Origin of the sequence: Variovorax sp. SPNA7 (assembly GCF_033807855.1) — a bacterium.
Lineage (GTDB): Bacteria > Pseudomonadota > Gammaproteobacteria > Burkholderiales > Burkholderiaceae_C > Variovorax > Variovorax beijingensis.
Genome location: NZ_CP138513.1, coordinates 837,312 through 858,647 on the forward strand (window position 1 = coordinate 837,312; position 21,336 = coordinate 858,647).

The following is a 21,336-nucleotide window of genomic DNA, read 5'->3' on the forward strand; positions in this document are numbered from 1 at the left end:
AGATTAGGGAATTGTGAAGTCGCCAGAGTTTCATTTACGGGAACGCGTGGATTTTCCACACTGCATGCACTTCTTCTTCAACACCCCCGAAAGGAATTTCCATGACATCCGTTCAAGACAACATCAAAGGCAAGGTCGCCATCGTCACCGGCGCGAGCAGCGGGCTCGGCGAATCGACCGCGCGCCACCTGGCCGCGCGCGGCGCCAAGGTGGTGCTTGCGGCGCGCCGCACCGACCGCCTCGACAAGGTGGTCGCCGAGATCCGCGAGGCCGGCGGCGAGGCCATTGCCGTGGCCACCGACGTGGCCAGGCGCTCCGATCTGGACCAACTCGCGGCCGCCACCGTCGAGGCCTTCGGCCGCATCGACGTGCTGGTCAACAACGCAGGCGTGATGCCGCTGTCGCCACTCGACAAGCTCATGGTCGACGAGTGGGACCGCACCATCGACGTCAACATCAAGGGCGTGCTCTACGGCATTGCCGCGGTGCTGCCGCGCATGCAGGCGCAGGGCAGCGGCCACATCGTCAACGTGGCGTCGATCGCGGGGCTCAAGGTGTTCACGCCGATCGGCACCGTCTACAGCGCGACCAAGCATGCGGTGCGCGCCATCTCCGAAGGGCTGCGCGTCGAAATGGGCAACAGCGGCGTGCGCGTGACCATCGTCTCGCCCGGCGCGGTGGAGTCGGAGCTGAAGTTCGGCAGCACCGACGCCGAGAGCGCGGCCGGCGTGAAGGCGTTCTACGAGGCCAACCAGATTCCCGCCGATTCGGTGGCGCGCGCGGTGGTCTATGCCGTGGAGCAGCCGGCGGACGTGGACATCAACGAGGTGGTGCTGCGGCCGGTGTCGCAGGAGTTCTGATCTAGGGGAATGGGCGGCCTGATGTAGATGTGCAAGCCGTTGGCACTCGACCATCTCCGCCGTCGTTCTGACCTTCTATAGATCAGCTTCCGCCACGCCTTTGCAGACACCCACTGCATGCCGGCTTGAGGAAGTCGTGAGCGCTAGCCACTCATACAAGGGGGTGCCGTCGCGAACCGATTTCTCCTCGCCTTCCACAAACAATGCGCGAGACCGGGGTAATCCCTTGGTAATTTGCGTGCAAATCGATCGGCGAAACACGTAAGTAACAAAATCTTGCAGCGGCAGCCGGTTCTGCTGAGAATGCCCAAGCATTGCGCAACGCGTGCACGCTCAGTTCAACACATCAAGGAGCAGGAAATTGGACTTCATTGATCAGGTCAGATCGCTTGCTTCTCGAGTGGCTGTTGCCAAGGACTTGCTCCAAACTGAGGAGGCAACCAAGAACGCGATGGTCATGCCCTTCATCCAACTCCTCGGCTACAACGTCTTCGACCCTTTGGAGGTCACACCGGAATTGATCGCAGACGTCGGAACAAAGAAGGGCGAGAAGGTTGACTATGCGATCTTGAAGGAGGGCAAGCCCATCATGCTTTTCGAATGCAAGAAGAGCGGTGGTGACCTGAACATCAACCATGCCAGCCAGCTCTTCCGCTACTTTCATGTGACTGAGGCTCGCTTCGGAGTTCTCACCAACGGTGTTGTGTACCGCTTCTTCACTGATCTTGAGAAGCCGAACAAGATGGACGAGAAGCCCTTCTTCGAGTTCAACATCCTCGATTTTCGTGATCAAGACGTTGAAGAGCTGAAGAAATTTGCCAAGGCGATCTTCGACCTTGAGAGCATCCTCACCACAGCAAACCACCTCAAGTACACGCGCGCAATCCAGAACACATTGAGTGAATGGATGATGAACCCTCCCGAGGAATTCGTGCGGCTCGTATCAGCAGAGTTCTTGGCTGGCAAGCATTTCAAGAACGCAGTTAAGGACCAGTTCACCTTAGTGACGAAGCGCGCCTTTCAACAACTCGTTGGCGACAAGATCAATGAGCGACTGAAGGGAGCAATGACTCCTGAAACTGCGTTGATTCCAGTGGGACTGGTGGTGGAAGAGTTGGCGTTGGCGCAGGCAGCGGACGATCCATTCGTTCCGTCGGAGATCGAGTTGGAGGCCTTCCAGATCATCCGAGCGATCCTTCGCCCGTTGGTAAAGCCAAACCGCGTGTTTATCCGTGATGCTGCCAGCTACTGTGCCATCCTCTTTGACGATAACAACCGCAAGCCGATCTGCCGACTGAGATTCAACAATGAGAGCAGGCTAGTGGTCGGGCTGTTCGACGCGAACAAGGAAGAAGAACGCATTTCTATTTCCAATGTTGACGAACTCTTCGATTTCGGCGATCGGCTGAAAGACAGCATCAACGCATACCTCATACCGAATTCGATCAAAGAACCCACAGAGCCAATTGGGAGCAAACTCAATTTGGCTTGAGCCGCCGCGAACTGGCGCGGTGACGGAGAGCGTCCGCGAACTTAAGTGCCGAAGGTTACGGCGGTCGCCGCCAGAGCGCCCAGTCCCGCTTCGGGCACTGCCGCAGCCGCCCGCACCCCATTAACCTTCAATCGCGGAAGGTCATTGACAGCCAAAAGTGCAAAGCCCCTGCAAAATAGAACGACCGTTCGTTTTATTCCGGAGCTTCCACGATGTCTGTCAATGCCGTTCCCGCCAAGCCGGTCCGCGCTGCCCAGAAGGGCCAGCAGACCAAGGCCGTGATCGTCGACGCCGCGCTGGCGCTGGCGGCGCAGATCGGGCTCGAGGGCCTGTCGATCGGCGCGGTGGCCGAGCTCACCAGGATGAGCAAGTCGGGCGTCTTTGCCCATTTCGGCTCGCGCGAGGAGCTGCAGATTTCCGTGGTGCGCGAGTATCACGCACGTTTCGAGCAGGAAGTGTTCTTTCCCGCGCTCGAAGCGCCGCGCGGCCTGCCGCGCCTGCGCGCCATGTTCGCCAACTGGATGAAGCGCACCTCGGCCGAGATCGACTCGGGCTGCATCTACATCAGCGGCGCTTCCGAATTCGACGACCGTCCCGGCCCGGTGCGCGATGCGCTGGTGGAGTCGGTCAGCATCTGGCAGGCGGCCGTGCTGCGCGCGATCGTGCAGGCCAAGAGCGAAGGCCATCTGCGCGCCGACGCCGACGAGCGGCAGCTGGCCTTCGAGATCCACGGCCTGATCCTCGCGCTGCACTACGAGGCGCGTTTCCTGCAGGTGCCGGGCTCCATCGGCCGCGCGAATGTCGGCTTCGACAACATCCTTGCGCGCAGCGCCACGCCCGATGCGCCCCCCGCCGAAGCCGCGGCGTCGGCCAGGCCCGCTGCTTCCCGCCGGCTCAAGCCGGTGCGCTGAGCGACCCCTTTTTCCTTTCTTTCTTTTTCCCTTTCAGTTTTCGACCAGGAGAGTCCCGGATGCCCAGCTACAACCCACCCGTACGCGACATGCAGTTCGTGCTGCACGAAGTGCTCAACGTCGCCGACGAACTCAAGGCGCTGCCGGCCCATGCCGAGACCGATGCCGACACCATCAACGCGGTGATCGAGGAGGCCGGCAAGTTCGCGGCCGAAGTCACGTTCCCGCTCAACATCAGCGGCGACGAAGAGGGCTGCACGCTCGACAAGACCACGCATGAAGTCAAGACGCCCAAGGGCTTCAAGGACGCCTACGCCAGGTACGTCGAAGGCGGCTGGCCCGCGCTCTCGTGCGACCCGGCCTTCGGCGGCCAGGGCCTGCCCTTCGTGGTGAACCAGTGCCTGTTCGAGATGCTCAACAGCGCCAACCAGGCCTGGACCATGTACCCCGGCCTTTCGCACGGCGCCTACGAAGCACTGGTGGCGCACGGCACCGAAGAGCAGAAGAAGACCTACCTGCCCAAGCTCACGAGCGGCGAATGGACCGGCACCATGTGCCTGACCGAACCGCACTGCGGCACCGACCTGGGCCTCTTGCGCACCAAGGCCGAGCCGCAGCCCGACGGCAGCTACCGCATCACCGGCAGCAAGATCTTCATCTCGGCCGGCGAGCACGACATGGCGGACAACATCATCCACCTGGTGCTGGCCCGCCTGCCCGATGCGCCCAAGGGCAGCAAGGGCATCAGCCTGTTCGTGGTGCCCAAGTACAAGGTCAAGGCCGACGGCTCGCTCGGCGAACGCAACCCGATCTTCTGCGCCGGCCTCGAGCACAAGATGGGCATCCACGGCAACGCCACCGCGCAGATCGTGATCGAAGGCGCCACCGGTTCGCTGGTGGGCGAGCCCAACAAGGGCCTGCAGGCCATGTTCGTGATGATGAACGCCGCGCGCCTGGGCGTGGGCAACCAGTCGCTCGGCCTGACCGAAGTGGCCTACCAGAATGCGCTGGCCTACGCCAAGGACCGCACCCAGATGCGCTCGCTCTCGGGCGTGAAGGCCAAGGACAAGGAAGCCGATCCGATCATCGTGCACCCTGACGTGCGCAAGATGCTGCTCACGGCCAAGGCATATGCCGAAGGCGGCCGCGCGCTGCAGATCTTCTGCACGATGCTGCTCGACAAGGAGCACCACCACCCCGACGAGAAGGTGCGCAAGGACTCGGGCGAACTGGTGGCGCTGCTCACGCCCATCGTCAAGGCCTTCATCACCGACAACGGCCACATCGCGACCAACGCCTGCATGCAGGTGTTCGGCGGCCATGGCTTCATCAAGGAATGGGGCATGGAGCAGTTTGTGCGGGACAACCGCATCAACATGATCTACGAGGGCACCAACACCATCCAGTCGCTCGACCTGCTGGGCCGCAAGGTGCTGGGCAACAACGGCGCGTCGCTCAAGAAGTTCGGCAAGCTGGTTGCGAAGCTGGTGGAGGAAGAAGGCGTGAACGAGAAGATGGCCGAGTTCATCAACCCGATCGCGGGCCTGGGCGACCAGCTCACCAAGTTCACCACCGAGATCGGCTTCAAGGGCTTCCAGAACCCCGACGAAGTGGGCGCCGCCGCAGTGGACTACCTGCGCGTGGCCGGCCACTTCGTGTTCGGCTACCTGTTCGCCCGCATGGCGCAGGTCGCGCTGCGCCAGATCGCGGCCGGCAACACGGATCCGTTCTATGTCGCCAAGCTGCAGACCGCGCGCTTCTACTTCGCCAAGCTGTTCCCCGAGACCGCGACGCTGATGCGCACCGCACGCGCCGGCAGCAAGGTGCTGATGGACACAGACGCGGCGCTAGCCTGAGGCCTTCGTCATTTTTCATCGTCCGATCAAGAGCCTGTTCATGAAATCGACGCTTGCAGCCATCGTCCTTGCCGCCACCGCCGTCATGGCCGCGGCCCAGACCACGCCCGTGGGGCTGTGGCGCAACGTCGACGACAAGACCGGCGAGGCCAAGGCCGAGATCCGCATCGGTGAAGCGAACGGCGCGCTCATCGGCCGCATCGAGAAGTCGCTCAAGAAGGACGCCAAGCCCGATGCGATCTGCGATGAATGCAGCGACGACCGCAAGGGCAAGCCCATCACCGGGCTCGACATCATCCGCGGCGGCAAGAAGGCCGACGGCAAGGACGTCTGGGAAGGCGGAAAGATCCTCGACCCCGAGAACGGCAAGGAATACCGCGCGAGCTTCACGCCGATTGACGGCGGCAAGAAGCTCGAGGTACGCGGCTACCTGGGCCCTTTCTGGCGCACCCAGACCTGGAACCGTATCCAGTAGACCGCCGCGTTTTCAATCCAAGAAATACCAATCAACATGTCCCGATTCCAAGTGAAGAAAGTCGCCGTGCTCGGCGCCGGCGTGATGGGCGCGCAGATTGCGGCCCACCTCGTCAATGTGCGCGTGCCTGTGGTGCTGTTCGATCTGGCTGCAAAAGACGCGACCGGAGCTGTCGCTCAAGGTGCAGCGAAGAACGGCATCGTCTCGCGCGCCATCGACAACCTCAAGAAGCTCAAGCCCGCGCCGCTCGGCGACGTGGCCGATGCGGTGCTGATCGAGCAGGCCAACTACGACGACGACTTGGCCAAGCTCGGCGAGTGCGACCTCGTCATCGAAGCTATTGCAGAGCGCATGGACTGGAAGCTCGACCTGTACAGGAAGATCGCGCCGCATGTGGCCAAGCACTCGATCCTGGCCTCGAACACCTCGGGACTGTCGATCACCAAGCTCAGCGAGGCGCTGCCCGAAGCCCTGAAGCCACGCTTCTGCGGCATTCACTTCTTCAACCCGCCGCGCTACATGTTCCTGGTGGAGCTGATCAACACGCCCACCACCGAGCCGCAGGTGCTCGACGATCTCGAGGCCTTCGTCACCAGCACGCTCGGCAAGGGCGTGGTGCGTGCGCACGACACGCCCAACTTCATCGCCAACCGCGTCGGCATCGCCGGCATGCTGGCCACGCTGAAGGAGGTCGAGAAGTTCGGCCTCACGCCCGACGTGGTGGACGATCTCACCGGCAAGAAGCTGGGCCGCGCGAGCTCGGGCACCTTCCGCACCGCCGACGTGGTGGGCCTGGACACCATGGCCCACGTCGTGAAGACGCTGCAGGACAACCTGAACGCCGAGACCGATCCGTTCTACGCCAACTTCGCGACGCCGCCGGTGCTTGCCAAGCTGCTCGAACTCGGCAACCTGGGCCAGAAGACCAAGGCCGGCTTCTTCAAGAAGGTCGGCCGCGACATCCTGCGCTTCGATCTGCAGAGCGGCGAGTACCTGCCCGCCGGCGCGAAGGCCGACGAGGTGTACGGCCGCATGCTCAAGAAGCCCGCGGGCGAACGCCTGAAGCTCCTGCGCGAGAGCGAAGGGCCGCAGGGGCAGTTCCTCTGGGCCATCCTGCGCGACGGGTTCCACTACGCCGCGGTTCACCTGGCCGACATCGCCGAGAGCGCGCGCGACATCGACTTTGCGATGCGCTGGGGCTTCGGCATGAAGCAGGGCCCGTTCGAACTCTGGCAGGAGGCAGGATGGGCGCAGGTCGCGAAGTGGGTGCAGGAAGACATCGACGCCGGCAAGGCGCTGAGCAGCGCACCGCTGCCCAAGTGGGTGTTCGAAGGCCCGGTCGCGCAGGCCGGCGGCGTGCACACGCCCGAAGGATCGTGGAGCGCATCGCAGAACACCTTCGTGCCGCAGCGCAGGCTGCCGGTGCACGACCGCCAGCTGTTCCCGGAGAGTGTGCTCGGCGCGAACGCGGTCGATGCCAACACTGCGGGCACGACGATCAGCGACGAAGGCGATGTGCGCGTGTGGACGCTCGATGGCGAAGTGCTCATCGCGAGCATCCATTCGAAGATGCACGCGATCAGCCCCGACGTGGCCGAGGCGCTGGGTGCTGCGGTCGAGCTCGCAGAGGCGGAATACAAGGGACTGGTGATCTGGTCGCCCGACGAGATGTTCTCGGTCGGCGCCGACCTGCAGGCGATGCTGCCGGCCTTCGTGGTCGCGGGCATCGGCGCCGTCGAAGGCGCGGAGGAAGAGCTGCAGAACGTGATGCTCAAGATCCGCTACGCGAGCGTGCCGGTGGTCTCGGCCGTGCGCGGCATGGCGCTGGGCGGCGGCTGCGAACTGGCCGTGTATTCGTCGAAGCGCGTGGCGGCGATGGAGAGCTACATCGGCTTGGTCGAAGTCGGCGTGGGCCTGATCCCCGGCGCGGGCGGCCTGACGTATATCGCACGCCGCGCGGCCGAGAACGCATCGGCTTCCACGGGCACCGACCTGCTGCCGTTCCTGACCGAAGGCTTCACCGCCGCCGCGATGGCCAAGGTGGGCACCGGCGCGCTCGACTCGAAGAAGCTTGGCTACCTGCTCGAGAGCGACATCATCGTGCCGAACAAGGACGAGCTGCTGTACGTGGCGCTGCAGCAAGCGAAGGCCATGGCCGACGCCGGCTACCGCGCGCCGCTGCGCCGCACCTTCCGCGTGGCGGGCCGCAGCGGCGCCGCGACGATCAAGGGCCAGCTCGTGAACATGCGCGACGGCGGCTTCATCAGCGCGCACGACTTCCACATCGCGAGCCTGATCGCGCACGTGGTGACCGGCGGCGACGTGGACGCGGGCTCGCTCGTGACCGAGGAGTACCTGATGGCGCTGGAACGCAAGGCCTTCTGCTCGCTGATCGTGCATCCGAAGACACAGGAGCGGATCATGGGGATGCTGAGCACGGGGAAGCCGGTGCGCAACTGACCTGCATTTCTCCTTCCCCCCTCCGGGGGAAGGCAGGGATGGGGGCAACCTCCAACCAAGCACGATGCGAAACCAGTCCACGCCCAACGCCCGCGCAAACGCGCAGGTGCTTCGCCGCGAGATGACCGACTCGGAGCGAAAGCTCTGGGGTGGACTGCGCGCTGAGCAGTTGGGTGTGAAATTTCGGCGCCAGCATCCGCTGGGCAATTACATCGCGGATTTCGCGTGCCTTGCGCCCAAGCTGATCGTCGAGCTCGACGGATCGCAGCATCAGCTGCAGCAGGGCTACGACGCGCGACGCGACGCATTCTTCCGCGCGCGGGGTTTCGATGTGCTGCGCTTTGCATCGAACGATCCGTTCACCAATCTTGATGGGGTTCGCCAGGCGATTGCCAACCGGCTTGCCGAATTGACGCCGCCGGCCCCCATCCCAACCTTCCCCCGGCGGGGGAAGGAGCAAGAAAATCCAGGAGCTTCTTCATGAGCAGCAAACAAGTCCAAGACGCCTACATCGTCTCCGCCACCCGCACTCCCATCGGCAAGTCGCACCGCGGCTACTTCCGCAACTACCGGCCCGACGACCTGCTCGCGACCACGCTCAAGGCAGCGCTCGCCGCCGTGCCGGGCCTCGACCCCAAGGCCATCGAGGACATCATCTGCGGCTGCGCGATTCCCGAATCGCAGCAGGGCCTGAACGTCGCGCGCATCGGTGCGGTGCTCGCGGGCCTGCCGACCAGCATCGGCGGCATCACCGTGAACCGCTTCTGCGCATCGGGCCTGTCGGCCGTGCAGATGGCCGCGGACCGCATTCGCGTGGGCGAGGCCGACGTGATGATCGCGGCGGGCGTCGAGAGCATGAGCATGGTGCCGATGATGGGCAACTCGCCCTCGCTGTCGCCTTCCATCTTCGAACGCGAAGGCGACGTCGGCATTGCCTACGGCATGGGCCTCACGGCCGAGAAGGTGGCGCAGCAGTGGAAGGTGAGCCGCGAGGCGCAGGACGAATTCGCGCTCGCCTCGCACCAGAAGGCGCTGGCCGCGCAGAAGGCCGGCAAGTTCACGGACGAGATCACGCCCATCGAGGTGACCGACCGCACGCCGGAGCTCGCCACCGGCGAATCGATCGCCAAGACGCGCACCGTCAACCTCGACGAAGGCGCGCGCCCCGACACCAGCCTCGAAGGCCTGGCCAAGCTGCGCACCGTGTTCGCCGCGCGCGGCACCGTCACGGCCGGCAACAGCTCGCAGACTTCCGACGGCGCGGGCGCGCTGATCCTCGCGAGCGAAAAGGCCGTGAAGCAGTACGGCCTCACGCCGCTCGCGCGCTTCGTGAGCTTTGCGAGCAAGGGCGTGCCGCCGCACATCATGGGCATCGGCCCGATCGAGGCCATTCCGGCCGCGCTGCGCTATGCCGGCCTCAAGCACGAGGACATCGACTGGTTCGAGCTCAACGAGGCCTTCGCCGCGCAGTCGCTCGCGGTGATCAACACGCTGGGGCTCGACCCCAGCAAGGTCAACCCGATGGGCGGCGCCATCGCGCTCGGCCATCCGCTCGGCGCGACGGGCGCGATCCGCGCGGCCACGGTGGTGCATGCGCTGCGGCGCGAGAACCTGAAGTACGGCATGGTCACGATGTGCGTGGGGATGGGGCAGGGCGCGGCAGGAATTTTTGAACGCGTCTGACCGGTAACACAAGACACCGCAACGCGTGTCGGCACACGAAGGAGACAACTTCATGCAGACGCAGCAGCAACTCCCGGTCGACAACGGCGTGCAAGTGGCGGTGCGCCGCTACGAGCCCGCCGGCGCACCGCGCGCCAGCATCGTGATCGGCGGCGCGATGGGCGTGCGCCAGTCGTTCTACGAACCCTTCGCGCAGTGGCTCGCGCAGCAGGGCCTGCGCGTCTGGACCTTCGACTACCGCGGCTCGGGCGATTCGCGCAACGGCGCCTCGCTGCGCGGCTTCGAGGCCGACCTGTTCGACTGGGCGCGCGACTACGAAGCGGTGATCGATGCCGCCAAGGCCGCGCTGCCCGAACAGCCGCTCTATCTCCTCGGCCACAGCCTGGGCGCACAGCTGCCGGGTTTCCTGCAGCGGCCCGAGCAGGTCGACGGCCTCGTCAGCATCGCGGCCGGCAGCGGCTACTGGCGCGAGAACGCGCCGAAGCTCAAGCGCAGCATCCTCTACTTCTGGTTCGTGCTCGTGCCGCTGGCCACGCGGCTGTGCGGCTACTTTCCGGGCCGCCGGCTGAAGAAGGTGGGCGACCTGCCGCGCGGCGTGATCCTGCAATGGCGGCGCTGGTGCCTCCACCCGCGCTACAGCGTGGGCGCCGAAGGCGATCTGGCGCTGCAGAGCTACGGGCGCGTGCGCTTCCCGGTGCTCGCGCTGTCCATCACCGACGACGAGCTCATGACGCTCGCCGGCACCGAAAGCCTGCTGAGCTTCTATGCCGGCGCGCCGCGCGCCATGGAGCGCATTGCGCCGGCCGACGTGCAGGCGCGGCGCATCGGGCACTTCGGTTTCTTCCGCGAACAGTTCAGCCAGAGCCTGTGGCCGAGCACGGTCGACAAGCTGAACCGGCTGGCCGCGCTTACCGCAGTGCAGCAAGCCGGCGTCCCGCACACGACTGCGTGACGCCATCCACCGGAGGCACACTGCAAATCATCATGAGCATGCAACACCCCTTCGACAGGGCCCTGGCCCTGCAGCACAGCGACATCCGCGTGGGCCACTTCACCGGTGCCACGAGCCCGGACTACTGGAACATGGTCGGCCCGTTCGGCGGCGCCACCGCGGCCATTGCGCTGCAGTCGGTGATGCAGCATCCGGATGTGCTGGGCACGCCGATCGCGCTGACCGTCAACTTCGCGGCCGCGCTGGAGGCCGGCGCATTCGACGTGCAGGCCACGGCGGTGCGCACCAACCGCTCGACCCAGCACTGGACCGTGCAGATCACGCAGCCTGGCGCCAGCGGCGCGCCGAACATGACCACCACGGCCACCGTGGTGACGGCCGCGCGCCGCGAGACCTGGGGCCAGAGCGACCTGCCGATGCCCGAGGCGCCCAGTCCCGAGACGGTCGAGCGCCTGAGCGTCGGCCCGGCCGGCGTGGCCTGGCTCGACCAGTACGAGATGCGCCTGTTCAGCGGCAGCATTCCCGCGAAGTGGGACGCGAGCCTGCATCACAGCGAGAGCCGGCTCTGGCTGCGCGACGCGCAGGCGCGGCCGCTGGACTTTGCCTCGCTGGCCGCGATGAGCGACGTGTTCTATCCGCGCGTCTGGCTGCGCCGCGCCAGGCATGTGCCGGCCGGCACGGTGTCGATCACCACCTACTTCCATGCCGGTCCGGCGCAACTGGCCGAGGTCGGCACGGGCTACCTCTTGGGCCGCGCGGTGGGGCAGCAGTTCTTCAACGGCTTCTTCGACCAGAAGGCGCATCTGTGGAGCGAGCAGGGCGTGCTGCTCGCCACCTCGAACCAGATCGTCTACTACAAGGAATGAATATGACCCCCACGTTCGGCACTTCGTGTCCTCTCTGCCCCCCGAGGGGGCGCTCGCTTGCTTGGGGCGGCCCGGCGCGGCGCTCGTGACCATGGCACTCGCCAAAGCCGCACTCATCGTCGGTGCCGGCGACGCCACCGGCGGCGCCATTGCCCGCCGCTTCGCGCGCGAGGGCTATGCCACCTGCGTCACGCGCCGCAGCCTCGACAAGCTGCAGCCGCTGGTCGCGCAGATCGAGGCCGCGGGCGGCCGCGCCCATGCCTTCGGCTGCGATGCGCGCAAGGAAGAAGAAGTGGTGGCGCTCGTCGAGCAGATCGAATCGACCATCGGGTCGATCGAGGTGATGGTGTTCAACATCGGCGCCAACGTGCCCGAGAGCATCCTCGCCGAGACCGCGCGCAAGTATTTCAAGGTGTGGGAGATGGCCTGCTTCTCGGGCTTTCTCAACGGGCGCGAAGTGGCCAGGCGCATGGTGGCGCGCGCGATGCCGAAGAGCGGGCACCGCGGCACGATCATCTTCACGGGCGCCACGGCGTCGCTGCGCGGTGCGGCGAACTTCGGTGCGTTTTCGGGCGCAAAGATGGCGCTGCGCGCGCTGGCCCAGTCGATGGCGCGCGAGCTCGGGCCGCAGGGAATCCATGTGGCGCACGTGGTGGTCGACGGCGCCATCGACACCGAGTTCATCCGCAGCAATTTTCCCGAGCGCTATGCGCTGAAGGAGAGCGACGGCATCCTGAACCCCGAGCACATCGCCGACAGCTACTGGATGCTGCACGCGCAGCCGCGTGACGCCTGGACGCATGAGCTCGATCTGCGGCCTTGGTCGGAGAAGTTCTGAGATGACTTCGGTCCGTTTGATTGTTCGTCGCGTTGTGCCTGCCGATTCAGGGCGCGCTCCCGCCGACGGGGTACCTTGCTCCGCGAATGTCCTCCGGCCTTCGGCCTCCCCCTTTATTTCGCTGCGCAAGGCACCCCATCGGCGGGAGCGTTGGACAGAGCGGTCGTTGATCAGCGGTTCACCAGCGGCGTGCCCTGGTGCACAGGGCATCGGGTGCTCCCCGCAGCGAAATAAAGGAGGAGGCCGCAGGCCGGGGGACATTCGCGGAGGGGAGTACCCGGTGGCCTGTGCACACGCCCTGAAACAACAGCGCCAAGAACGAGCGCACCCCATAAGGAGACCCCAATGACAAAAACAGTCGAGTTCTATTTCGACTTCGGCAGCCCCGCCGCCTACCTCGCCGCCACGCAGCTGCCCCATGTGTGCGCCGACACCGGCGCCGAACTGGTGTGGAAGCCCATGCTGCTGGGCGGCGTGTTCCAGGCCACCGGCAATCGTTCGCCGGTCGAGGTGGTGCCCAAGGCGCCGTACATGACCATCGACCTGCAGCGCTTTGCCAAACGCTACGGCGTGCCCTTCGTGCACAACCCGCACTTTCCCATCAACACGCTGCTGCTGATGCGCGGCGCGACCGGCCTCCAGATGAAGGAGCCGGCACGCTTTGGCGCATACGTCGATGCCGTCTTCCACGCGATGTGGGTCGAGCCGAAGAACATGAACGACCCGGCCACCGTGGCCGCCGTCTTGCAGAATGCGGGCTTCGACGCCGCCGCCTTGCTCGCGCTGGCCGGCACGCAGGAAGTGAAGGACCGCCTGAAGGCCGTCACGCAGGCAGCGGTGGCGCGTGGCGTGTTCGGCGCGCCCACCATGTTCGTCGGCGACCAGATGTTCTGGGGCCAGGACCGCCTGGATTTCGTGCGCGAAGCCCTCGACGCCTGACCACTGCGCCGCCATCCAGGCAAACAAACCGTTTTCATCCAAGGACCATTCCCATGAGCGACATCCTCGTCCACACCGAAGCCGGTGTGATGACCCTCACCTTCAACCGCGTCGACAAGAAGAACTCGATCACCGGCAGCATGTATGGAGAGCTTGCCGATGCACTGGCCGCGGCCGAGGGCGATGCGGCCGTGCGCTGCGTGCTGATCCAGGGCGACCCCACCATCTTCAGCGCGGGCAACGACATCGGCGACTTCCTCAACGCGCCGCCGGCCGGCAAGGATTCGCCGGTGTTCCGCTTCCTGCGTGGCATCGCGGCCTTTCCCAAGCCCATCGTGGCGGCGGTCTGCGGCCCGGCCGTGGGCATCGGCACCACCATGCTGTTCCACTGCGACCTGGTCTACGCGGGCGACAACGCGGCGTTCTCGATGCCTTTCGTGAACCTGGGCCTGTGCCCCGAGGCGGCATCGAGCCTGCTCGTGCCGCAGATGCTGGGCTACCACCGCGCGGCCGAGGCGCTGCTGCTGGGCGAACCCTTCATGGCCGAGGCCGCGCTCGAAGTGGGCCTGGTCAACCGCATCGTGCCGCCGACCGAAGCCAATGCCATCGCGCAGGTGCAGGCCCGCAAGCTCGCGGCCAAGCCGCTGAGCGCGCTGGTCGAGACCAAGCGCCTGCTGAAGAAGGCGCAGATGCCGGCCGTGCTCGAACGCATGGACGAAGAAGGCGCGAGCTTCGGCCGCATGCTGCGCGAACCCGCGGCGCGCGAGGCTTTCGGCGCTTTCATGGAGAAGCGCAAGCCCGATTTCTCGAAAGTCTGAGGCGCGTTTCCACGCTTGCCGGCCCACGGCGCATGCGTACACTGATGCCGTGCAAGTTTTCGAGACACGATCGCCGGCAACGTCCACCCAGTGGGCGAATGATGCTACTGAAAAAGTAGCAATCGACGCCGTGCGCAGGCGTACTTTAGGCCTGCTCGCAGGCACCCTGGCCGCGCCTTCGCTGGTCTTGGCCCGCGTGCGGCCGCTGCGCATCGGCCTCATCGGCTCCTGGTCCGGCCCCTATGCGGCCGGTGGGCGGCAGTTCGATGCCGGCATGTCGGTCTGGCTTGCTGCCCACAACCAGCGCATCGCGGGGCGCCCGGTCGAACTGCTGCGCCGCGACGTGCCCGGCAGCGCGCCCGAGCAGGCGCGCCGCCATGCGCAGGACCTGGTGGAGAGCGAGCGCGTGGACCTGCTCGCGGGGCTGGACTTCAGTTCCAACGCCTACGCCGTCGGCGCGGTGGCCACGCAGGCCAAGGTGCCCCTGCTGGTGATGAATGCGGCCTCGTCAGGCATCACGGCGCGCTGCCCGTTCGCGGTGCGGGTGTCCTTCACCATTGCGCAGGTCACGATGCCGCTGGCGCGCTGGGCGGTCCAGCAAGGGCTGCGCGATGTCTGCACCGTGGTGGCCGACTACGCCTCGGGCGTCGATGCCGAGAGCGCTTTTGTCTCGGCCATCACCGCCGGCGGCGGGCGCATCGGCGCGATGCTGCGCGTGCCGCTCAACACGCTGGACCATTCGGCCTACATGCTGCGGCTGCGCGAGCTCAGGCCGCAGGCGGTGTTCTTCTTCCTGCCTTCGGGCCAGATGCCCGCGACCTTCCTCAAGTTCTGGCGCGACCGCGGCATGGCCGACACCGGCATCCGCCTGCTCGCGACCGGCGACGCCACCGACGACCACTACCTCCAAGGCATCGGCGAACTGGCCGATGGCCTCGTGACCAGCCACCACTATTCGTTTGCCCACGACTCGGCGGCCAACCGCCGCTTCACCGGCGTCTTCGAGACCGAGTACGGCAGCCACCTGCGGCCCGGCTATTTCGCGGTGGCGGCGCACGATGCGCTCGCGGCGGCCGATGCCGCAATGAGCTCGCCCGCCGCGCGCGGCGGCGCGAGCGCAGAGCAGCTGGTGGATGCTTTCCGGGGACTGAAGCTCGAGAGCCCGCGCGGCCCGATCGAGATCGACGCCCACACGCGGGACATCGTGCAGGCCGTCTACATCCGCCGCACCGAGCGGCTCGACGGGCGCTGGGTCAACCGCGAGTTCGAACGCTTCGAGCGGGTGCGCGACCCGGCGCTGTGAGCGCGCTCAGGGCTGCTGCTCAATGGGCCGGGGCCGGCCGTTGTCGTCGATGGCCACGTAGGTAAAGGTGGCCTGCGTCACCTTGATGTATTCGCCTTGCGCCCGGAAGCGCTCGGCAAACACCTCGACCGTGACCGTGACCGAGGTGCGGCCGATGCGCACCAGCTTCGAATAGAACGAGAGGATGTCGCCCAGCCGCACCGGCTGCTTGAAGATGAATTCGTTGACCGCCACCGTGGCCTGGCGGCCCTTGGCATAGCGTGCCGGAATGACCGAGCCGGCCAGGTCGCACTGCGCCATGACCCAGCCGCCGAAGATGTCGCCATTGGCGTTGCAGTCCGCCGGCATCGGAATGACCTTGAGCACCAGCTCCATGTCGGTGGGCAGGCTCTTGAGGGTTGCGGCGGCGGCAGCGCTGGAAATATCGGACATGGGCACAATCTGGAACAAACAAAGCAACCACGATTGTCCCTCATGCGCCGCAGCGGCGAAGCCCTACCTCCCCCGTCCCATACCGCCACCGGCCACGCGCCGGCGCGCAGCGACCGCTCCGACTGGGCGACGCTGCGGCGCCTTTTCCCCTATCTCTGGCAGTACAAGTGGCGGGTGATCGCCGCGCTCGGCTTCATGGTGGGCGCCAAGGTGGCCAACGTGGGCGTGCCGGTGCTGCTCAAGGATCTGATCGACACCATGACGCCCAAGCCGGACATGGCGCAGGCGCTGCTGATCGTGCCCCTCGGGCTCCTGCTGGCCTACGGGCTGCTGCGCTTTTCGACCGCGCTCTTCGGCGAACTGCGCGAGCTGATCTTCGCCAAGGCCACCGAGGGCACGGCGCGGCAGATCGCGCTGGAGGTGTTCGGCCACCTGCATTCGCTGAGCCTGCGCTTCCACCTGGAGCGCCAGACCGGCGGCATGACGCGCGACATCGAGCGTGGCACGCGCGGCGTGCATTCGCTCATCTCGATGTCGCTCTACAGCATCGTGCCCACCCTGATCGAGCTGGCACTGGTGCTCACCATCCTGGGCGTGAAGTTCGATTCGCTGTTCGTCTGGATCACGGCCGCGGCGCTGGTGCTCTACATCACCTTCACGGTCACCGTCACCGAGTGGCGCACCCAGTTCCGCAAGACCATGAACGAGCTCGACTCCATGGCCCAGAGCCGCGCGGTCGATTCGCTGCTGAACTACGAAACCGTCAAGTACTTCAACAACGAGGAGTTCGAGGCCAGGCGCTACGACGCCAGCCTGGACCGCTACCGCAAGGCCGCCATCAAGAGCCAGCGCACGCTGAGCATGCTCAACATCGGCCAGCAGCTGATCATCGCGACCAGCCTGGTGCTGATGCTCTGGCGCGCCACCTCGGGCGTGGTCGAAGGCCGCATGACGCTGGGCGACCTGGTGATGGTCAACGCCTTCATGATCCAGCTCTACATTCCGCTCAACTTCCTGGGCGTGATCTACCGCGAGATCAAGCAGAGCCTGACCGACCTCGACAAGATGTTCGTGCTGATGGAGAAGGAGCGCGAAGTGCGCGATGCGCCCGGCGCGCAGCCGCTCGCTGGCGTCGACTCCACCATCCGCTTCGAAGACGTGAGCTTCGCCTACGAGCCCGACCGTCCCATCCTCAAGCACGTGAGCTTCGAGATCCCGGCCGGCAAGACGGTGGCCGTGGTCGGCCCCTCGGGCTCGGGCAAGTCGACGCTCGCGCGGCTGCTCTACCGCTTCTACGACGTGCAGCAGGGCCGCATCACCATCGGCGGGCAGGACATCCGCGAAGTGCAGCAGTCCAGCGTGCGCCGCGCCATCGGCATCGTGCCGCAGGACACGGTGCTGTTCAACGACACGGTCGAATACAACATCGCCTACGGCCGCCCAGGTGCCACGCGCGAAGAGGTAGAAGGCGCGGCCCGCGCGGCGCGCATCCACGACTTCATCTCGGCCACCCCCAAGGGCTACGAAACCACCGTGGGCGAGCGCGGCCTCAAGCTGTCGGGCGGCGAGAAGCAGCGCGTGGCCATTGCGCGCACGCTGCTCAAGAACCCGCCGATCGTGATCTTCGACGAGGCCACCTCGGCGCTCGACTCGGCCAACGAGCGCGCCATCCAATCGGAACTCAGGAGCGCCGCGCAGGACAAGACCACGCTGGTCATTGCGCACCGCCTCTCGACGGTGGTCGACGCGCACGAGATCCTGGTGCTCGAAGCGGGCGTGATCGTCGAGCGTGGCAGGCATGCCGAGCTGCTTGCGAAGCAGGGCCGCTATGCGCAGATGTGGGCTTTGCAGAAAAGCGAAGCCACGCCACTGATGTAGCCCGATCATTCATCTTTTCAAATCGATCCAGGAGTTCAGACGTGCCGACCAAGATCCCCCTGCTGGTGCTCAACAGCCTCTCGAGCGCCCACCAGGCCCAGATTGCCGAGGTCTATGACATGACCTATGCCTTCGACCCCGCCGCGCGCGCCGCCGCCATTGCCGAGCACGGCAAGAAATTCCGCGCGGTGCTGACCATCGGCGTGATCGGCATCACGCCCGAAGAGATCGCGGCCATGCCGGCGCTCGAGCTGGTCTGCTGCATGGGCGCGGGCTACGAAGGCGTGCCGCTCGAAGCGACGCGCGCGCGGAGCATCGCCACCGCCAACGGCGCGGGCACCAACGACGACTGCGTGGCCGACCATGCCTTCGGCCTTTTGATCGGCATCGTGCGCGAGTTCCGCAAGCTCGACCGGCTGTGCCGCGAAGGCGTGTGGCGCGAAGCCATTCCGCAGCCACCGAACGTGTCGGGCAAGAAGCTCGGCATCCTGGGGCTCGGCACCATCGGCCAGAAGATCGCCAGGCGCGCGGCCGCGTTCGACATGGAGATCGGCTATCACAACCGCAAGCCGCGCGAAGGCGCGGCGCACCGCTACTTCGGCGACCTGAAGTCGCTTGCGGCCTGGGCCGACTTCCTGGTGCTGGCCGCGCCGGGCGGGCCGGCGACCAGGCACCTGGTCAATGCCGAGGTGCTCGATGCGCTCGGGCCGCAGGGCTATCTGGTCAGCATCGGGCGCGGCAGCGTGGTCGATACCGAGGCGCTGGCCGCTGCGCTGCGCGAGCACCGCATTGCCGGAGCCGGCCTCGATGTGTACGAAAGCGAGCCGAAACGGCCCGAGCCGCTGGTCGGCCTCGACAACGTGCTGCTGACGCCGCACATGGCGGGCTGGTCGCCCGAGGCCACGCAGAAGTCGGTCGACCATTTTCTTGCGAATGCCGAAGGGCACTTTGCAGGGCGTGGTGTGTTGACGCCGGTCTGATTTCTTCCCCCGGAAGGGGAGGGAGTCAAGCCAATACCGGGGGGCGATGAACGCCCCAGCCGCAGGCCTGGTCATAGGCATGCCCGAGCCGCAGCACGTCGAGGTCCGCATGGATTGGCCCAGACAGCTGCAGGCCCATCGGCAGCCCGCCTTCGCCGAAACCTGCGCGCACATTGAGCGTGGGCAAGCCCGCCAGCGTGAACGGCGTCACGATCTCCATCCACCGGTGGTAGGTGTCGCTCGGCACGCCGGCCACCTCGGCGGGCCAGTGCAGTTCGGCGTCGAAGGGGAACACCTGCGCGGTCGGTGCCAGCACGAAATCGAAGCGCTCGAACAGCCTGAGGAACGCGCGGTACACGTTCGAGCGGTAGAGCGAGGCCTGGTAGAGCGAGGCCGCATCGAGGTGCCGGCTCTGCTCGATTTCCCACTGCGCTTCCGGCTTGAGCTGCGCGAACAGCTGAGGGTCGCTCAGGTAGGCGCCGAGCTTGCCGCCGACCAGCAACTGGCGCAGCCGCAGCCAGGCGCTCCAGTTGTGCTCGCGCGGCACGTCGAGCGTGCAGGGCTCGACCTCGCAGCCGATGGCGCGGAAGGTGCCGAGCGCCTGCTCCCCGAGTTCGCGGATGCCGGGCGCCAGCGGCAGTTCGGGCCAGAGGCTGCCGAGCCAGCCGATGCGCAGGCCTTTTCCGTCGCCGTCGAGTGCGATGGCATCGGCCGAAGGCAGTGCCTGCGGCGACGACAGCGGCACGCGCACATCGAAGCCCGCCTGCACCGCGAGCAGCCGCGCGGTGTCTTCCACCGTGCGGCCCATCGGGCCCTCGGTGCCCAGCTGCTGGAAGAACAGCTCCTGCTCGGGGTCGCCGGGCACGCGTCCGCGCGAGGGCCGCATGCCGATCACGTTGTTGAATGCTGCCGGGTTGCGCAGCGAGCCCATCATGTCGCTGCCGTCGGCCACCGGCAGCATGCCCAGGGCCAGCGCCACGGCCGCGCCGCCGCTGCTGCCGCCGGCGCTGCGCCCGGGCGCGTAGGCGTTGCGCGTGATGCCGAACACGGTGTTGTAGGTGTGCGAGCCCAGGCCGAATTCGGGCGTGTTGGTCTTGCCGATCACGATGGCGCCGGCCGCGCGCATGCGCGCGACGTGCAGGCTGTCGGTGCGCGCCGGCGAGCGCGGCGAAAGCGGCGAGCCCATGGAGGTCGGCAGCCCGGCCGCATGGCTCAGGTCCTTCACCGCCAAGGGAAAGCCATGCATCCAGCCGCGCCGTTCGCCGCGCGCCAGTTCGGCATCGCGCTCGCGGGCTTCGGCCAGCAGCACCTCGGGTTCGCGCAGCGAGACGATCGCGTTGAAGCGCGGGTTGAGCGCCTCGATGCGGGCCAGCGAGGCCTGCATCAGCTCATGGCAGGACACGCTGCGGGCCGCGATGCGGCGCGAGAGTTCGGTGGCGCTGAGGTCGAGCAGATCGGCTGAAGGCATGGCGGATGCGGGAAAAGGAGGGGGAGCCCAGTATGGCGCGGCGCTCGCATAATCGCCGCGTATGGAAACAAAGTGGCTCGAAGACTTCATCAGTTTGGCGGAAACGCGCAGCTTCAGCCGCTCGGCCCAGTTGAGGCACGTGACCCAGCCCGCGTTCTCGCGCCGCATCCAGGCGCTCGAAGGCTGGGCCGGCACCGACCTGGTGGACCGCAGTTCCTACCCCACGCGCCTCACGCCCGCGGGCCAGACCCTCTACAGCCAGGCCATCGAGATGCTGCAGTCGCTGCAGAGCACCCGCGCCATGCTGCGCGGCCACTCGGCCGCCGGGCAGGACGTGATCGAGATCGCGGTGCCGCACACGCTGGCCTTCACCTTCTTTCCTTCGTGGGTGACCAGCCTGCGCGAGCACTTCGGCCCCATCAAGAGCCGGCTGATCGCGCTCAACGTGCACGACGCCGTGCTGCGCCTGGTCGAGGGCAGCTGCGACCTGCTGATCGCCTACCACCATCCTTCCCAGCCGCTGCAGCTCGACGCCAACAAGTACGAGATGGTCAGCCTGGGTGAGGAAACCGTGGCGCCCTGGGTCAAGGCCGACGCCGACGGCGCGCCGCGCTTCCGGCTGCCCGGCCGGCCGGGCCAGCCGTTGCCCTACCTGGGCTATGCGCCCGGCGCCTACCTGGGGCGGGTGGTCGACCAGCTGCTGAAGGAGTCGGGCACCGCCATCCACCTCGACCGGGTCTATGAAACCGACATGGCCGAAGGCCTGAAGGTCATGGCGCTCGAAGGCCACGGCATCGCCTTCCTGCCGCAGAGCGCGGTGCGCAAGGAGATCAAGGCGCGCAAGCTCGTGAGCGCGCTGCCGCCCGAGATCGACAGCCTGGAGGCGACGATGGAAATCCGCGCCTACCGCGAGCGGCCGAGCACGCCGGCGGCCCCCGTGAAAACCGGTACCGGCCGCTCGGCAAAGGCTGCCGCCGCCTCCGAGGGCCTGCAGCCCAAGCGCACGGCCGATGCGCTGTGGTCGTACCTGGTCGGTGCCCAGCCGCCGGGCCGCTGACCGCCATCCGATCGATTGACGCGCGGAATTTGTGCGCTGCACAATCTATAAATGCAACGCATAAGCCT

19 protein-coding genes are annotated in these 21,336 nt (G+C 66.3%); 17 read left to right on the forward strand and 2 right to left on the reverse strand.

All coding sequences use genetic code 11. The features are described 5' to 3' along the window. Window positions 1–101 precede the first annotated feature (101 nt). The 14 genes from RZE77_RS03730 to RZE77_RS03795 all read left to right on the forward strand — a co-directional run bounded on the left by RZE77_RS03730 (window position 102) and on the right by RZE77_RS03795 (window position 15,453). The gene (locus tag RZE77_RS03730) at window positions 102–860 is read left to right on the forward strand and encodes an SDR family oxidoreductase (RefSeq protein ID WP_319440752.1); all 759 of its coding nucleotides are present in this window, start codon (window positions 102–104) and stop codon (window positions 858–860) included. A 361-nt stretch (window positions 861–1,221) separates the two neighbouring features. Then, window positions 1,222–2,352, forward strand: a complete 1,131-nt coding sequence (locus RZE77_RS03735; protein ID WP_319440753.1) for a type I restriction endonuclease — start codon at window positions 1,222–1,224, stop codon at window positions 2,350–2,352. A 212-nt stretch (window positions 2,353–2,564) separates the two neighbouring features. Continuing rightward, window positions 2,565–3,263, forward strand: a complete 699-nt coding sequence (locus RZE77_RS03740) for a TetR/AcrR family transcriptional regulator (protein ID WP_319440754.1) — start codon at window positions 2,565–2,567, stop codon at window positions 3,261–3,263. 59 nt (window positions 3,264–3,322) lie between these two features. Beyond that, complete coding sequence (locus RZE77_RS03745; RefSeq protein WP_319440755.1) at window positions 3,323–5,119, forward strand: acyl-CoA dehydrogenase C-terminal domain-containing protein; 1,797 nt, start codon at window positions 3,323–3,325, stop codon at window positions 5,117–5,119. Between the two features lie 40 nt (window positions 5,120–5,159). Further along, window positions 5,160–5,594: a DUF2147 domain-containing protein gene (locus RZE77_RS03750; protein ID WP_319440756.1), complete on the forward strand. Its 435-nt coding sequence runs from the start codon at window positions 5,160–5,162 to the stop codon at window positions 5,592–5,594. A gap of 36 nt (window positions 5,595–5,630) precedes the next feature. Next, entirely contained in the window at window positions 5,631–8,054 is a 2,424-nt protein-coding gene (locus RZE77_RS03755) for a 3-hydroxyacyl-CoA dehydrogenase/enoyl-CoA hydratase family protein (protein WP_319440757.1), read from the forward strand. 64 nt (window positions 8,055–8,118) lie between these two features. Further along, a complete protein-coding gene (locus tag RZE77_RS03760; RefSeq protein WP_319440758.1) occupies window positions 8,119–8,538 on the forward strand; it encodes an endonuclease domain-containing protein in 420 nt (139 codons plus the stop codon). Continuing rightward, window positions 8,535–9,737: an acetyl-CoA C-acyltransferase gene (locus RZE77_RS03765; RefSeq protein WP_319440759.1), complete on the forward strand. Its 1,203-nt coding sequence runs from the start codon at window positions 8,535–8,537 to the stop codon at window positions 9,735–9,737. The genes RZE77_RS03760 and RZE77_RS03765 overlap by 4 nt, the downstream gene beginning before the upstream one ends. Before the next feature lie 52 nt (window positions 9,738–9,789). Then, window positions 9,790–10,689 (forward strand): alpha/beta hydrolase family protein, encoded by a 900-nt coding sequence (locus RZE77_RS03770; RefSeq protein WP_319440760.1) that lies wholly within the window; start codon window positions 9,790–9,792, stop codon window positions 10,687–10,689. 32 nt (window positions 10,690–10,721) lie between these two features. Next, the gene (locus RZE77_RS03775) at window positions 10,722–11,555 is read left to right on the forward strand and encodes an acyl-CoA thioesterase (protein WP_319440761.1); all 834 of its coding nucleotides are present in this window, start codon (window positions 10,722–10,724) and stop codon (window positions 11,553–11,555) included. Between the two features lie 91 nt (window positions 11,556–11,646). Further along, entirely contained in the window at window positions 11,647–12,393 is a 747-nt protein-coding gene (locus RZE77_RS03780; RefSeq protein ID WP_319440762.1) for an SDR family oxidoreductase, read from the forward strand. A gap of 345 nt (window positions 12,394–12,738) precedes the next feature. Then, the gene (locus RZE77_RS03785) at window positions 12,739–13,332 is read left to right on the forward strand and encodes a 2-hydroxychromene-2-carboxylate isomerase (RefSeq protein WP_319440763.1); all 594 of its coding nucleotides are present in this window, start codon (window positions 12,739–12,741) and stop codon (window positions 13,330–13,332) included. 53 nt (window positions 13,333–13,385) lie between these two features. Continuing rightward, window positions 13,386–14,150, forward strand: a complete 765-nt coding sequence (locus RZE77_RS03790) for an enoyl-CoA hydratase (RefSeq protein WP_012745973.1) — start codon at window positions 13,386–13,388, stop codon at window positions 14,148–14,150. A gap of 196 nt (window positions 14,151–14,346) precedes the next feature. Next, window positions 14,347–15,453, forward strand: coding sequence for an ABC transporter substrate-binding protein (locus RZE77_RS03795; protein ID WP_319442296.1), 1,107 nt, complete (start codon window positions 14,347–14,349; stop codon window positions 15,451–15,453). Window positions 15,454–15,459: 6 nt separating this feature from the next. Here RZE77_RS03795 and RZE77_RS03800 read toward each other — a convergent pair whose 3' ends face one another. After that, window positions 15,460–15,885: an acyl-CoA thioesterase gene (locus tag RZE77_RS03800; RefSeq protein WP_319429524.1), complete on the reverse strand. Its 426-nt coding sequence runs from the start codon at window positions 15,883–15,885 to the stop codon at window positions 15,460–15,462. 42 nt (window positions 15,886–15,927) lie between these two features. Here RZE77_RS03800 and RZE77_RS03805 point away from each other — a divergent pair, with 42 nt between their 5' ends. Both RZE77_RS03805 and RZE77_RS03810 read left to right on the forward strand, forming a co-directional pair. Next, window positions 15,928–17,763 carry an ABCB family ABC transporter ATP-binding protein/permease gene (locus RZE77_RS03805; protein WP_319442297.1) on the forward strand — a complete coding sequence of 612 codons (1,836 nt, stop codon included), beginning with the start codon at window positions 15,928–15,930 and terminating at the stop codon, window positions 17,761–17,763. A 41-nt stretch (window positions 17,764–17,804) separates the two neighbouring features. After that, on the forward strand, window positions 17,805–18,743 hold the full coding sequence (locus RZE77_RS03810; RefSeq protein WP_319440764.1) for a 2-hydroxyacid dehydrogenase: 939 nt from the start codon (window positions 17,805–17,807) through the stop codon (window positions 18,741–18,743). A gap of 25 nt (window positions 18,744–18,768) precedes the next feature. Here the strand turns inward: RZE77_RS03810 and RZE77_RS03815 are convergent, their stop codons facing one another. After that, entirely contained in the window at window positions 18,769–20,211 is a 1,443-nt protein-coding gene (locus tag RZE77_RS03815) for an amidase (protein WP_319440765.1), read from the reverse strand. A 61-nt stretch (window positions 20,212–20,272) separates the two neighbouring features. On the opposite strand from RZE77_RS03815, the gene RZE77_RS03820 reads away from it, so the two are divergent. Further along, window positions 20,273–21,268, forward strand: coding sequence for a LysR substrate-binding domain-containing protein (locus RZE77_RS03820; protein ID WP_319429530.1), 996 nt, complete (start codon window positions 20,273–20,275; stop codon window positions 21,266–21,268). Window positions 21,269–21,336: the final 68 nt, after the last annotated feature.